Genomic DNA, 13,676 nt, shown 5'->3' with positions numbered 1-13,676 from the left:
GGACCGCATGCCGCCTCGACCAACCTAAGCCGGGCGAGAGGCGAATGCGGGGAGCGCCAGTCCAATATATTAGAATCTTTGCGCAGCCAGGACACCCGATTAGGATGCTTCCCATAATCACGACCGGGAGGCGACGTGGGCGAGCCGACGCAGCGGACGATCAAGGCCAACGGTATCAGCCTCAACGTCGCCGAGCAGGGCGATGGGCCAATGGTGCTGCTCTGCCACGGCTTTCCGGAAGGCTGGTACTCCTGGCGCCACCAGCTCGACGCGCTGGCAGCGGCCGGCTACCGCGCTGTTGCGCCCGACATGCGCGGCTATGGCAAGAGCGACCGGCCCGAAGCGATCGACCAGTATACGATCTTGCACATGGTCGGCGATCTCGTCGGCGTGCTCGACGCGTTCGAGGCGAAGGACGCCGTGATCGTCGGGCATGATTGGGGCGCGACAATCGCCTGGCACACGGCGCGCCTGCGTCCCGATCGCTTCCGTGCCGCTGCCATTCTCAGCGTACCCTATCGCCCGCGCAGTCCCGTGCGGCCGACCAGCGTCATGCCGCGGACAGCGGATGCGCAGTTCTATCAGCTGTACTTTCAAGAGCCCGGTGTCGCCGAAGCGGAGTTCGAACGGGATCCGCGCGCAACGCTCGGCGCCATGCTCTTCGGCGGTTCCGGCGAAGGGGCGGCGGCGATCCGCGCGCAACGCTCGGCGCCATGCTCTTCGGCGGTTCCGGCGAAGGGGCGGCGGCGATCCGCGCCAATGCCGAGCGTGCCGGCAGGACCGTCGGCGTCGGGATGGTCTCGCGCAAGGATGGCATGTTGCCGAAGGTGCAGGTGCCGCTCCCCTCATGGCTGAGCGTCGCCGACCTCGACCATTACGGCGTCGAATTTGCCCGCAGTGGGTTTCGCGGGCCGCTCAACTATTACCGTAACATCGATCGCAACTGGGAGCTGATGGCGGCCTTCGAGGGGGTGAAGGTGACCGTGCCCTCACTCTTCATCGCCGGCGATCGTGACATGGTCATTGCCTTTCCCGGTGCCGCCGAGCATCTCGCCAACATGAGACAATGGGTGCCGCAGCTGCGCGAGATCAAGATGCTGCCGGGCTGCGGACATTGGACGCAGCAGGAGCGGCCGGCGGAGGTGAACGCGGCGATCGTGGAATTCCTGCGAAGCCTGCCGAACTGAAGCCTGGAGCGGGCGAAGGGAATCGAACCCTCGTATGCAGCTTGGGAAGCTGCCGTTCTACCATTGAACTACGCCCGCGCGCGGGTGCTTCGCGCACCTCCTGATTAGCCGAGACAGCGCCGCGCGCCAAGCGCTTTGGCGCAGGCAACCTGACGCTTCTTAACGGTTTGGCAAGATTCCAGGTGCGCCGGATTGTGGCGGTGTTATGATTTCGTGTCTGGGGAGACGTGCACTGAGTGGGGCGTGTGCATGGTGGGGCGTGGTTACGCGATCTTCGACACGGCCATAGGGCGCTGCGGCATCGTCTGGAGCAGCACCGGCGTGGTCGCCGTGCAATTGCCGGAGGCGCGGGAGATCGACACCCGACGCCGGATTTTTGCGCTCCATCCCGAGGCGCGTGAGCAACGGCCGTCCAAAAACGCCGAGCTTGCAATCGAGGGCATCGTGGGTCTGCTGCAGGGCAGCGACCCCGATTTTTCCAACGTCAGCCTGGACGCCGGCGGCGTGCCCGGTTTCAACCGGCGCGTCTACGAATACGCCTGCACCATTCCGCGCGGGGACACGCGCACTTATCACGAGATTGCCAAGGCGCTGGGCGCCTCCGGTGCCGCGCATTCGGTGGCGCAGGCGATCGCGAAAAATCCGTTCATGCTGATCGTCCCCTGCCACCGGGTGCTGGAGGCCAGCAATTACACCGACCGGCGCTCGCCCTACGCCGGCGTGATCTCCAAGCGACGGCTGCTGGCGCTCGAGGGCGCCCATCCCATCGCCAGCAAGACGCTGTTCGAGGTGCTGCTGCCGGTTGCCCCGCCACGCGTTCCCACCTAGATAGGCGGCATGGACGCGACCACGCTGCTGACGACGCCATCGATGACGGTCTCCGAATTTCGCTGCGATGCGGGACCGGAGGACACACCCTTTGCAGAATGCCGCACCGGGCATTCCATCGCCTATGTCCGCTCCGGCAGCTTCGGCTGCCATTGCCGCGCCGGCTTCTTCGAACTGGTGGCGGGATCAATGCTGGTCGGCACGCCCGGCGAGGAATACACCTGCACGCATGAGCACGTGTGCGGCGATATCTGCCTTTCGTTCTTCCTGAGCGAGGACCTGGTCGAGACTCTCGGCGGGCGGCGTGAGGTCTGGCACGTCGGCGCGACGCCGCCGCTGCCCGAGCTGATGGTGCTGGGCGAGCTGGCCCAGACGGCGGCAGATGGCAACAGCGATCTCGGCCTCGACGAAGTCGGCCAAATCCTGGCCGGCCGCTTCATTGAGGTCGTCTCAGGCAAGACGCGCAAGCCGGCGCCGCCCACCGCGCGCGACCGCCGGCGCGCGGTGGAAGCCGCGCTGTGGATCGACGAGAACTCGCAATCCGAGCTCGACCTCGAGCAGGCAGCAAAGCAGACCGGCCTCAGCCCGTTTCATTTTCTCCGGCTGTTCTCGGCGGTGCTCGGCGTCACCCCGCATCAATATCTGGTGCGCTCGCGCTTGCGACATGCCGCGCGGCTGCTCACCGAGGACGATACCGCGGTCACCGACATCGCCTATGACGTCGGCTTTGGCGATCTCTCCAACTTCGTCCGCACCTTCCATCGCGCCGCCGGCGTATCCCCGACCAAGTTCCGGCAGGCCTCGAAGGGGGAGCGCAAGATTCTCCAAGAGCAGCTTGCCCTCAACTGACTAGGTTCGTCTCCGGCGCGCGCCATCAAGCGGCGCGCAGTGCAAATGGAGACGATCATGTACGACCACATCGGATTGCGCGTTGCCGACCTCGATGCCGCCACGCGCTTCTACAGCGCAGTGCTGGCGCCGCTCGGCTATATCCTGTGCTCAAGCGGCGACGGCTATGCCGGCTTCGGGCCGAAGGGCGAGCCGGCGCTGTGGCTGCACCTGAACAAGGGACGCAAGGCCGATGGCGCGCATATCGCCTTCCGCGCCAAGGATCACGACGCGGTCAAGGCGTTCCACAGCGAAGGGCTGAAGAGCGGCGGTCGCGACAATGGCGGCGCCGGCCCACGCAAGGATTACAGCCCGACCTATTATGCGGCGTTTTTGATCGACCCTGATGGCAACAATGTCGAGGCGGTTTGTGCGTGAGCGTGCTCGCGCCTCGCTACAAGCCGTCATGCCCCGGCTTGCCGCCTTCGCTAAAGCTTCGGCGGCCGAGCGCCCTTGAGGCCCCGGCGTAGCGTTGGCGGAGCCGGGACCGGGTCATCCAGTACGCCGCGGCTTCGCGATCCTATCACGTCGGTCTCTGGAATACTGGATTGCCCGATCAAGTCGGGCGATGACGGCCCTATCGCCCGCCTCTCCACATTATAGGAAATAGGAATCCCCATGGCCTCCATCCACAATGACATTCCCCTTCCCGCCTCCGCGCGCGACGTCTGGGACGCCGTGCGCGACTTCGGCGCGCTGCATCAGCGGCTGGTGCCGGGCTTCGTCACCGCCTGCAACCTCGACGGCGATGCGCGCATCGTCACCTTTGCCAACGGTTCGGTGGCACGCGAGGTGCTGGTCGATTGCGACGACGCGCGGCGACGGCTGGTCTATGCGATCAACAACGAGCGGCTGAAGCACTACAGCGCCTGCGTGCAGGTGATCGCCGAGGGCGAGACGAGGTGCCGTCTGGTCTGGACCATCGACATGTTGCCGAACGAGCTTGCGTCCTATGTTCAGGGGCAGACCAGCGAAGCCGTGATCGCGTTGCACAAGGCCTTTCCGCCCGCCGCGGCGTGACCTTTCTCACAGCGATCCGCCCTCGCCAGCCGTAACCATGGCGACGTGCGTCCGGTTGGCTCCGCTCTCCCGGCGGAGCCGCGCACGCGAGGAGCATGCCATGAGAGGTGCGGACAAGGTGATCTGCCAGGCGGCCGCCGTGCTGCTGTTGTTTTCCGTCGCGAGCACGCCGGCGAAGGCGCAGCTTGCGGGTTTTGGTGGCGGTGCCGGCGGCGAGGACATGATGACCCAGATGGCGCCAATGCTGGAGATGATGAAGGCGAAGATGGGCAAGCGCCGCTTCGCCATGCTGATGCAGACCATGGGCCCGATGATGAGTCGCATGATGGAGAACGGCGGCGGGCTTGGTGGCATGATGGGTGGCGGAGGCTTCGGTGCGCCGAACTACGGCGGCTACACGCCGATGAGCGGCGGCTATATGCCAGTCGGGATCGGCAGTATGGGCAGCGGCGACATTATGGGCATGCTCGGTGGCGCCGGAGGCGGAGACATGATGGCGATGATCCCGCAATTGATGCGGCTCGCCAATGCCGGCGGCGGCCATCGCCGCCACAGGCATCGCTAGTCGGCAACAGCTGACAGAGCTGGCCTGATCGCAGGTTTCGTCTTGCGCGGTCCCCAGCGGGTCAGCACCACGCTGGAGCACGACAGCAGGCCGAGCACGACCATCGAGCTTGCGGCGAGCCAGAAGAAGCTCTGCGCGCTGGCGTCGTGGGCCGACAGCCACCAGCCACAAGCGGCGATGTAGATCAATCGCGCGGTCTGCGCCAGCACCGGCCCGATCACCTTGGCGGCGCCCTGCGAGGAGAAATACATCGTCGTTGCGAGGCCGAAGAAGGCGTAGAACGGTCCGACCGTCGAGAGATATTGATGGCTCGCCGCACGCACGGCCACGCTGTCGGTGAAGATGTTGACCCAGAGATCGGGGAAGATCGCAACGAGGCATGCCGGCGCGCCGACTGCCACGAAAGCCGCAGCACTGGCGATCCAGGCGATGCGCCGGGCGCGCGCGATGCGGCCCGCGCCGATCGCCATCCCGACCATCGGCACACAGGCGATGCCGAACGAGAATGCGATCGAGGTCAGCAGGAATTCCAGCCGCGCGCCGATACCGTAGCCGGCGAGGATCGCGGTGCCGAACTGCGCCAGCATGTGAGTGAAGATCGAGATCGTCAGCACCGATTGCAACGGCGAGAAGCAGGCGATGGCGCCGACCTTCAGGATGTCGAAAAACATCGCCCATTGGATGCGCAGGCCGCGCAGCTTCAGGACGATTCGGGCGCGGCCGGAGAACAGGTACCAGCCCATCACGCCGATGTTCATGCAATAGGCGATCAGCGCGCCGGCCGCGACGCCGCGCATGCCGAGCTGCGGCACCGGCCCGAGCCCAAGGCCCAGCGTGCCCCCCAGCACGATCTGCCAGACCGCCGAGTTGAGGATCAACAGCGACGGCAGCTTCATGTTGCCGGTGCCGCGCAGGACGCCCGCCAGGGTGTTGAGCAGCCAGGGCAGCACCGCGCCGCCGAAAAACACCTGCGTGTAGGCGATGGCGTGGGTCAGCACATTGCCACGGCCGCCGAGCAATTCCAGCAGGCGCGGCCCGAAGATCAGCATGCCCAGCATGAAGACGAGACCGAAACTGATGCCGATCAGAATCGCGTGCACGGCGAGGTTTCCGGCGCGCTCGCGATCCCCGGCGCCCAGCGCACGCGCGATGGCGGAGGCCACCGCGCCGCCCATGGCGCCGCCCGACATCGTCATGGTCAGGATCACGGTCGGAAACACCAGCGCCATCGCGGCCAGCGCCTCGACGCCGAGCCGGCCGACATAGGAGGTCTCGGCGATCACCACGCACATGCCGGCCGACAACCCGATCACGTTCGGCCAAGCGAGCCCAAGCAGGGTGCGCAGAATCGGACCGTCGGTCAGCGCGCTCCTGACGGGACGCGGAGGCGGCGGCAGCGGGCGCTCCTGTTCATCGACCGGGATTTCGGCGATGTCGGACATGTCTTCTCCCGGACACGAGCGCCATTTGCGGCGCGGCAATAAACAGGTGTGCCAATAAATCTATTCGCGCGCAGGGCGCGGCAGGGCTTGTTAGCATGGCGGGCGCCGATTCCTCCTGCGTCAGGTGCAGGCGTGCCCTGCGGCAGCGGCTTGTCACCCTCGCCTATTCAATCGTCCAGACCAGCGGCGGGCGGCCGCCCTTCGCGGTCCGCATGCGCACGCCTATGTTTCTTCCGCATCCTGCAGCGAGGCCCTCGAACAATCCTTCCAGCACCTTGGCGCAGGTGGGGTGATAGTCGGCGACATCGTCCATCAGCTTCCAGCTCCGCTGATGGATTGCAAAGGCGCCTTCGGATTGCGAGGTCTCGGCGGCATCGTCCTGCGCGGCAAACAGCGCGCTCAGGAACGATGCGAATTCGCCCGCACCACCGCGGCCGCGGCCCATCGCCAGCGCCGCCGCGACCTCGTCGAAATATTGCATGCCGATCAGCTTGCCGGTGAGATGCAGGAGATAGCCGGCGTCCTCGGGGCCGAACAGCTGCACCATCACGGGCGCGGCGGTGCGGACATATTCCATGGCGTAGTTGCGATAGGCTTTCTCGAGCCGCGGTTTCGGCCAGCTCGTCACCGGCAAAGCCGGCGCGGTCTTCGCATCGAACGTAGGGGCCTCCAGATGCCGCGCGAACACCAGGCGCTGGTCGAGATCGAGCGGATGGTCGTATTGATGATAATAGCCTTCGAGCCCATCCTGGCCGTCGACGCTCTGCTTGGTGCAGACGAAGCCGAGGCGGAGATCGCCGAGCGCTACGCCGTTGTTGGCGTGCCAGCCACGCAGCATCGCGCGAGAGACTTCGCCGGGCACGCCGCAGATTGCGGTGCCCCTCCAGATCCAGCGCGGCGGCGGGTAGCGGATCCAGGCCTTGGTGTCGCTCTCATACATGTATTCGACATGCACGCCGCCGATCCAGTTGGAGAGATAGTGATATTGCGCGGCAGCCACCGCCGGCGGCAGATGACGGAGGCCGAGCTTTTGCAAGCCAGGCAGGAAGCGCTCCTGCTGCTGGCGGCGGAACACGCGGAAGACGAATTCAGCGGCATCCGCCGTGCCGCGCCGCGTGACCACGGTGAGGATCAGGCCGGTGAAGTAGGCGTGATAGAGATCGGCGACCGCGCGCCAGCGTTTCCATTGGGCTTCCTGCGCTGTGTCTGATATGGCGGTCATGTTCGCTCCCGATCATTGTTTTGATCGAATGTGTCACTGCACCGGGTGACAGGCAACATGCCACGCATGCAGGCCGCCCTGCACGACGGCCCGTCAATTCCGCATCACGAATTTTGCGCAGCCTTGGCCGCGCGCTCGCGCTCAATGCGCTCCGTCACGTCGCGCGCCATCGCGACCGATCCGAGCACGGCTGCGCCAGCATTCCGTACTAGCGCAAAGGTCATCTCAATGTAGAGCTTGCGCCCGCTCTTGTGCAGCGCGCGGGTCAATGTCGGCTTGCCTGCAAGCTTCATCGTGCCGCTGGCCAGCGCAGCCTCGAAGCCTTTCCAGTGCGCGGCGCGCAGATGCTCGGGAATGATCAGATCGAGGTTCTGGCCGAGCGCCTCCGCGGCGGAGAAACCGAACAAGGCGGCCGATGCCCGATTCCAGCGCGTGATCGTGCCGGAGCGATCCGAATAGATCAGCGCGTCCGCGACGTCGTCGATGATTCTCGCGTCAAGTTGGGATGGATTGCTCATGACACCACCTCGCATGTAGCCCGGATCTCGGCCCGCATCCTGACACATACTCGGTGTCATCGCCCGACTTGATCGGGCGATCCAGTACTCCGCGGCGGACATTTTTGAAACGAACTACCGCCGCAGAGTACTGGATGCCCCCGACAAGCCGGGGCATGACAGCGGAGCGTGGGACTAGCGCTACACCCGGAAATGCTTGCTCAGCTTCAGCCCCTGCGCCTGGTAGTTCGAGCCGATGCGCTGGCCGTACATCGCATCGGGACGCGCCAGCATCTTCTCGTAGACGAGGCGGCCGACGATCTGGCCATGCTCGAGGATGAAGGGCACCTCGCGCGAGCGCACCTCCAGCACGGCGCGCGCGCCTTGCCCGCCGGCACCGGCATAGCCGAAGCCGGGATCGAAGAACCCGGCATAATGCACGCGGAATTCGCCGACCAAGGGATCGAACGGCACCATCTCCGCGGCGTAATCGGGCGGAACCTGCACGGCCTCTTTCGAGGCCAGGATGTAGAACTCGCCGGGATCGAGGATCAGGCTGCCATCGGGACGGGCCGACATCGGCTCCCAAAAATCTTCCACCGCATAGCCGGAGCGACGGTCGACGTCGACGACGCCGGTGTGGCGCTTGGCGCGGTAACCGACGAAGCCGTTGGCCTTCTCGCCGGAGAGGTCGACCGAGACGGCGACGCCGCCGGCCAGGTCGGCATCGTCGATGTCGACGAGGCGCTCGGTCGCATGCAAGCCATCGAGTTCGTCGGCATTGAGGATGGCGTCACCGGTGCGGAAGCGCACCTGCGACAGACGCGAGCCCTCGCGCACCAGCACCGGAAACGTCTTCGGGCTGATCTCGGCATAGAGCGGGCCGTGATAACCGGCGCCGATCATGTCGAAGCGGCGGGTCCCGTCGGCGATCACGCGGGTGAAGACGTCGAGCCGGCCGGTCGAGCTCTTGGGATTCGCGGCCGCGACGATTTCCGGCGGGAGCGCGAGGCTCTCCAGCAGCGGCACGATGTAGACGCAGTTGGTCTCGAGCACCGCGCCGTCGGCAAGACTGAACTCGTGCAGCTTCAATTCGTCAATGCGCTCGGCGACGGTGGCGCCGGGACCGGGCAGGAAGCTGGCGCGGACGCGATAGGCGATGTCGCCGAGGCGCAGATCGAGGCTCGCCGGCTGGATCTGGCTTTCGACGAAGTCGTAGGCGGGCAGGATCAGCCCCGCCTCTGCCATCGCCGCAATCATGCGGTCAGGCAGGATACCATTGGCATCGGCAGCGACCGTGAACGTCAACCGGGGGTCCTCATCAAGGGGCAAACGCATCCCGAGATACGGGAAATACTAGCCTTTTACGGCTATCCGATGGACGCCTTGACGGAAAGGGCATTGCGGAATATGAGCATCACTTATCCCGTGGTGATTTGAGCCGGCCGGCTTGCAGCCACGTTAAATAAGTCGCTAAACAGGCCGGGGACCTCTGTGATCCCGGCCCGTGGAGATATCCAGGCCGGTTTTTTTGTGACCATTTTTGCTCGAATGGTCATGTCGGAGGTCCTATGTCGAAGTCGCCTGCCACTTACCGTCCCGAAACCCGCCTGGTCCATTCCGGCACCCTGCGCTCGCAATATGGCGAGACGTCGGAGGCGCTGTTCCTGACGCAAGGGTACGTCTACAACAGCGCCGAGGAGTGCGAGGCGCGGTTCAAGGGCGAGGACCCCGGCTTCATCTATTCGCGCTATTCCAATCCGACCGTCGCGATGTTCGAGCGCCGCATGATCGAACTCGAAGGCGCCGAAGCCGCTCGCTCGGCGGCAACCGGCATGGCCGCGGTGACGACGGCGATCCTGGCGCCCCTGAAGGCGGGCGATCATGTGGTGGCGTCGCGCGCGCTGTTCGGCTCGTGCCTCTATGTGGTGCAGGATCTGCTGCCGCGCTACGGCATCGAGACCACGCTGGTCGACGGCCTCGACCTCGACCAATGGCAGCGCGCCCTCAAGCCGAACACCAAGACGTTCTTCCTGGAGAGCCCGACCAATCCGACGTTAGATGTGCTGGACATTCCCTCGATCGCCGAGATCGCGCACAAGGGCGGTGCGCGACTCGTCGTCGACAACGTATTCGCAACCCCGATCTGGCAGAGCCCGCTCGCGCTCGGGGCCGACGTCGTGGTCTATTCCGCGACCAAGCACATCGACGGCCAGGGCCGCTGTCTTGGCGGCATCATCCTGTCCTCGGAAGCCTTCATCGCGGAGCACATCCACAATTTCATGCGCCAGACCGGCCCGTCGATCTCGCCGTTCAACGCCTGGGTCCTGCTCAAGGGCCTGGAAACGCTGGGCGTGCGCGTGCGCGCGCAGACCGACACCGCAGCGCGCATTGCCGAGGTGCTGGCGAGCCATCCCAAGATCTCGCGGCTGGTCTATCCCGGCCGCGCCGATCATCCGCAGGCCGCGCTGGTGAAGAAGCAGATGCGTGGCGGCTCGACGCTGGTCGGTTTCGAGGTGAAGGGCGGCAAGCAGGCGGCGTTTCGCGTGCTCAATGAGTTGAAGCTGGCGAAGATCTCGAACAATCTCGGCGACGCCAAGAGCCTCGTCACGCATCCGGCCACTACGACGCATCAGCGTCTGAAGCCGGACGACCGCGCCGCGCTCGGCATCAGCGAGGGCTTCATCCGCTTCTCCGCGGGCCTCGAGCATGCGGAAGATCTGATCGAGGATCTGACCGCGGCGCTGGAGAAGGCGTGACGGGCGAATGGCGAATAGTGAGTGGCGAATAGACCCCATTCGCTATTCGCCATTCCCTATTCGCCCCTACATCGGCCGATACGTGCGCACATCAGCGGGCACGTTCACACCGAGCTTGATCTGGCCGACGGAGCGGATGATGTCGTCGGCGAGGAGCTGGGCGAAGCAGGCGTAGCCCCAATCGTTCATGTGCAGGCCGTCGGCGATGACGAAGCTCTCGACCGGGATTGCCTGTTTCTCGTGCCAGTCGCGCATCACCTCGAAGCGCGGGAAGATGCCAACGTGACGGAGCTCGGCGACCTTGCCGAGCAGCTTCACCATCTTGCCGGCGCTCTCGGCGCGCTGGTTGACCGCCGGCGAATATTGCGGATCGACCAGCACGATGTCGGCGCCGCCGGCGGCCTGGATGCGGCTGATGCCGTCCTCGACCAGCTTTGCGGTATCGGCGGGATCGAGGTTGCGCAGCACGGCGTTGGTGCCGACCTGCCAGATCACGAGATCCGGATGCACGTCGATCACCTGCGTCTGGAGGCGCTTCATCATCTCGGGCGCATCCTCGCCACCGACGCCGGCATTGATGACGGTGATGTCGGCGGTCGGATAGTGCCGGCGCAGCTGTGCGGCGAGACGGTTCGGATAATTGAACTCCGGCGAGCTCGCACCGAATCCTGCGGTGGACGACGAGCCGAACGCGACGATGACGACGGGCTGGCCGGCGACGAGCTTGCTTGCGACACGCGGCAGCGAGCCCATCGCCTTCGGGCCGCCCTTCGGCGGCAGGCAGGGCACGCGGCTGAAGATGTCGCCGGCCGACTTTGCGACTTCCTTCACCTTGTCGAGGGCGCGCGCCGTGACGCCGCGCTGCTCGGGGGACGTCGCGGCGACGGTGGTCTGGGAGGGCGGTGCGGCAGCGGGATCAGCCGGCTGCGCGGCCGTCGCCTGAGCGGCTTGCGTCTGCGCGCGCGGCTGCGAAGCGGGCATCAGCAGCAGCAGCGCCGCCGCCGCGGGCACCGCCAGCCATGACGTCAGGCAAAAAGGGCGGGGAGAACTCATTAACACTAGACCTCAATTTTGCTGCTGGGCCGGCTCCAGATGGGCAGCATCAATCACGAACTGTGCCAACGCCCGGCCAAGGCAATCATGGACCTGTTTCGCCAGTTCAGGCCCGCGGGACGGGTTGAACAAGTCGAACTGGCCCTGATCATTCCACTGTCGCATGATCGCGAAACGGTCGAACAGCGGGACGTCGTGCTCCTGCGCCACCACACGCATATTATCGAGAAAAGGCTGCGCCGCGATCATGGTTTCAGTGCGCGGACTGTACTGCAAATTCATCAAGACGACGTCAGCCCCTGCCTTTTGCAATGCAGTAACCCCTTCTGTTACCGCGCCGCGAAAATCGTCGGGATCGATGGATCGGATAGCATCCACGGTCCCGGTCTGCCAGATGACCAAAGTAGGCGTTTTTGCTTCCATCAGCTTAACGAAAGTGGACGCGGTCTCCCCTGCCGTTTTCTTGCTCTGTATTTCTACGGAGACGTGCACCACTTCGGACGCGGGCAGCTTCTCCTTGAGGATCGTCTCCATGCGTGCCGGATATGAGCTGCTCTCCGAGGATGGAATCGTGGTTGAGCGGCTTCCGATGACCAGAATCTCGAGCGGCTTGCCGGCCTTGATGGCATCGGCGACCTTGGGCAGCTGGCTTTCGCTGGTAAGCAGATAGGACGGCAATTCGCAGGCCGCGGGCGCGGCCGAGGCAGCAGGCGCAGCATCGCCCGCGCGCGCCGTGGCCGCGGCGAGGCCACCGCATAGCAGGATCAGGCTCAGGAGAACCTTCGCCTTCATCAGCCCCCTCCCGCCAGATCGGCGTTGCCGACGGCGTTTTTGGTTTTCGCACCGCTCTTGTCAGCCACGCGCTTGTACCACGAAATCACCCACGCCACCCCCCACATGATCAGGATTCCGGAGAGACTAATCAACGCATGCATGGCTGCCCCGCCGGAAACTTCGGCCAGGATGAAATGGCCGGCGAAAGCCAGGAAGACGCCGAGACAGAAGATCTCGAGCGAATGCTGCCCGCACAGGATCAGCGGCCGCAGCCAGGGCGATTTCAGGCCCGGCCAGGTCCGCGGCAGGAAGCGCACGGTGAGCGCGGCCAGCGCCAGGAAATGGGTGAAGCGCAGCACGTCGAGATCGGTCTTGTCGATCGGATACATCCACTGCTCGAGCCGCTTCGGCATGAGGTGGCCGAGCTGCGGCACGTACCAGGTCAGCGTCACGTAGAACGCCGCGGCGAGATAGGCGATCGAGATCCACATCGTCACGGGTGATGCCAGAATGCGCGACATGCGCCGCGCGCCTCCGAGCGCACACCATGCACCGAAGACGAAAAGCAATTGCCAGGCCAGCGGATTGAACGCCCAGAAGCCGTTCGGATAGGCCGAGAAGTAGAGGTCGTATTCCCAGGTCACGGCGTAGAGCACGACCGAGAGGCCGAGCGTGACGTCGGGCTTCCACTTCATCGACCACAGGATCAACGGCAGCGCCAGCATCAGCACGATGTAGAGCGGCAGCACGTCCATGTTGACGGGCCGGAAGCGTAGCAGCAGCGCCTGGACGATGGTGACGTCGGGCTGCTTGAGGAAATCCATGATGCCCATCTCTTCGGTGTAGAGCGGGTTCTCGAAGCTGGTCGCCACATAGGAGATTTCGGCGAGGAAGATCGTGAACAGGAAGACGTGGGCGACGTAGATCTGCCAGACGCGGCGCAGGATGCGCGCCGTGGCGATGACGGCGCCGCTCTCCAGCATTGCCCGGCCGTAGACGAAGGCGGCGGTATAGCCGGAGATGAAGATGAAGATCTCGGTGGCGTCGCTGAAGCCGTAATTGCGAATGGTGAACCACGTCAGCAGGCTGGTTGGCAGATGGTCGATGAAGATCAGCCACAGCGCCAGCCCGCGGAACAGATCGAGCCGGAGCTCGCGCTCGCCGATCGCCGGCAGCGTAATGGCTGGCGCGGCGGCGCGCGGCTTGGTTCCTGCGGGTTTGGCACCGGCGGTTCCCGCGATCGTCGATCCCGTCACTTGGTCGGCAATGGTCATCGGGGCCAAAAACCCTTCCGCAAATCGCGACGTTCAATGGAGTTTACCGGTCCGGCCGTCGTCTCGCAAAGCGGCCGGATCACATAAGGTTGTCTCCCCTTGGGAGTCCCTTCCCCGCGAATTCTGGCGGGACGATGTCGCCAAAGCCGTCTCCGGCGTTTGGTTCC

Annotated in this window: 15 protein-coding genes, 1 tRNA gene and 1 riboswitch; of the genes, 8 read left to right on the top strand and 8 right to left on the bottom strand. The window is 65.0% G+C overall.

Annotation, left to right across the window (positions count from 1 at the left end; all coding sequences use genetic code 11):
- Window positions 1-135 precede the first annotated feature (135 nt).
- Both IVA98_RS11760 and IVA98_RS11755 read left to right on the top strand, forming a co-directional pair.
- Window positions 136-855, top strand: coding sequence for an alpha/beta fold hydrolase (locus IVA98_RS11760; protein WP_247354874.1), 720 nt, complete (start codon window positions 136-138; stop codon window positions 853-855).
- Window positions 834-1,187, top strand: coding sequence for an alpha/beta fold hydrolase (locus IVA98_RS11755; protein WP_247354872.1), 354 nt, complete (start codon window positions 834-836; stop codon window positions 1,185-1,187). Before IVA98_RS11760 ends, IVA98_RS11755 begins: the two co-directional genes overlap by 22 nt.
- Window positions 1,188-1,191: 4 nt before the next feature.
- Here IVA98_RS11755 and IVA98_RS11750 read toward each other — a convergent pair.
- Window positions 1,192-1,265: transfer RNA gene (locus tag IVA98_RS11750), tRNA-Gly, on the bottom strand.
- A gap of 171 nt (window positions 1,266-1,436) precedes the next feature.
- Between IVA98_RS11750 and IVA98_RS11745 the strand changes: the two genes are divergently transcribed.
- From IVA98_RS11745 to IVA98_RS11725, 5 genes are all read left to right on the top strand, one after another.
- A complete protein-coding gene (locus IVA98_RS11745; RefSeq protein ID WP_247354870.1) occupies window positions 1,437-2,015 on the top strand; it encodes a methylated-DNA--[protein]-cysteine S-methyltransferase in 579 nt (192 codons plus the stop codon).
- Window positions 2,016-2,024: 9 nt separating this feature from the next.
- On the top strand, window positions 2,025-2,864 hold the full coding sequence (locus IVA98_RS11740; protein WP_247307783.1) for a helix-turn-helix transcriptional regulator: 840 nt from the start codon (window positions 2,025-2,027) through the stop codon (window positions 2,862-2,864).
- A 57-nt stretch (window positions 2,865-2,921) separates the two neighbouring features.
- Window positions 2,922-3,281, top strand: coding sequence for a VOC family protein (locus IVA98_RS11735; protein ID WP_247307781.1), 360 nt, complete (start codon window positions 2,922-2,924; stop codon window positions 3,279-3,281).
- 240 nt (window positions 3,282-3,521) lie between these two features.
- Entirely contained in the window at window positions 3,522-3,923 is a 402-nt protein-coding gene (locus IVA98_RS11730) for an SRPBCC family protein (protein ID WP_247307779.1), read from the top strand.
- Between the two features lie 100 nt (window positions 3,924-4,023).
- On the top strand, window positions 4,024-4,488 hold the full coding sequence (locus IVA98_RS11725) for a hypothetical protein (RefSeq protein ID WP_247307777.1): 465 nt from the start codon (window positions 4,024-4,026) through the stop codon (window positions 4,486-4,488).
- On the opposite strand, the gene IVA98_RS11720 is transcribed toward IVA98_RS11725, so the two are convergent.
- The 4 genes from IVA98_RS11720 to IVA98_RS11705 form a co-directional block, all read right to left on the bottom strand.
- A complete protein-coding gene (locus IVA98_RS11720) occupies window positions 4,485-5,930 on the bottom strand; it encodes an MATE family efflux transporter (protein WP_247307775.1) in 1,446 nt (481 codons plus the stop codon). The genes IVA98_RS11725 and IVA98_RS11720 overlap by 4 nt on opposite strands.
- 163 nt (window positions 5,931-6,093) lie before the next feature.
- Window positions 6,094-7,152 (bottom strand): hypothetical protein, encoded by a 1,059-nt coding sequence (locus IVA98_RS11715; RefSeq protein ID WP_247307773.1) that lies wholly within the window; start codon window positions 7,150-7,152, stop codon window positions 6,094-6,096.
- Window positions 7,153-7,256: 104 nt separating this feature from the next.
- On the bottom strand, window positions 7,257-7,670 hold the full coding sequence (locus tag IVA98_RS11710) for a PAS domain S-box protein (RefSeq protein ID WP_247307771.1): 414 nt from the start codon (window positions 7,668-7,670) through the stop codon (window positions 7,257-7,259).
- 180 nt (window positions 7,671-7,850) lie between these two features.
- A complete protein-coding gene (locus IVA98_RS11705) occupies window positions 7,851-8,987 on the bottom strand; it encodes a 2'-deoxycytidine 5'-triphosphate deaminase (RefSeq protein ID WP_524536366.1) in 1,137 nt (378 codons plus the stop codon).
- Window positions 8,988-9,067: 80 nt separating this feature from the next.
- Window positions 9,068-9,147: riboswitch (SAM riboswitch) on the top strand.
- Window positions 9,148-9,220: 73 nt separating this feature from the next.
- Between IVA98_RS11705 and IVA98_RS11700 the strand changes: the two genes are divergently transcribed.
- Window positions 9,221-10,408 (top strand): O-succinylhomoserine sulfhydrylase, encoded by a 1,188-nt coding sequence (locus IVA98_RS11700; protein WP_247332385.1) that lies wholly within the window; start codon window positions 9,221-9,223, stop codon window positions 10,406-10,408.
- Between the two features lie 66 nt (window positions 10,409-10,474).
- On the opposite strand, the gene IVA98_RS11695 is transcribed toward IVA98_RS11700, so the two are convergent.
- From IVA98_RS11695 to IVA98_RS11685, 3 genes are read right to left on the bottom strand one after another with little or no spacing between them, the layout of a single operon-like run.
- Window positions 10,475-11,461, bottom strand: a complete 987-nt coding sequence (locus IVA98_RS11695) for an SGNH/GDSL hydrolase family protein (RefSeq protein WP_247307763.1) — start codon at window positions 11,459-11,461, stop codon at window positions 10,475-10,477.
- Between the two features lie 12 nt (window positions 11,462-11,473).
- Entirely contained in the window at window positions 11,474-12,253 is a 780-nt protein-coding gene (locus IVA98_RS11690; RefSeq protein WP_247307760.1) for an SGNH/GDSL hydrolase family protein, read from the bottom strand.
- On the bottom strand, window positions 12,253-13,509 hold the full coding sequence (locus IVA98_RS11685) for an OpgC domain-containing protein (protein WP_247307757.1): 1,257 nt from the start codon (window positions 13,507-13,509) through the stop codon (window positions 12,253-12,255). Before IVA98_RS11685 ends, IVA98_RS11690 begins: the two co-directional genes overlap by 1 nt.
- Window positions 13,510-13,676 lie beyond the last annotated feature (167 nt).

The organism is Bradyrhizobium sp. 160 (assembly GCF_023073735.1).
Taxonomy (GTDB): Bacteria; Pseudomonadota; Alphaproteobacteria; order Rhizobiales; family Xanthobacteraceae; genus Bradyrhizobium.
The sequence above is the reverse complement of the archived record's forward strand: the minus strand, read 5'-3'. Positions and strand labels throughout refer to the sequence as shown.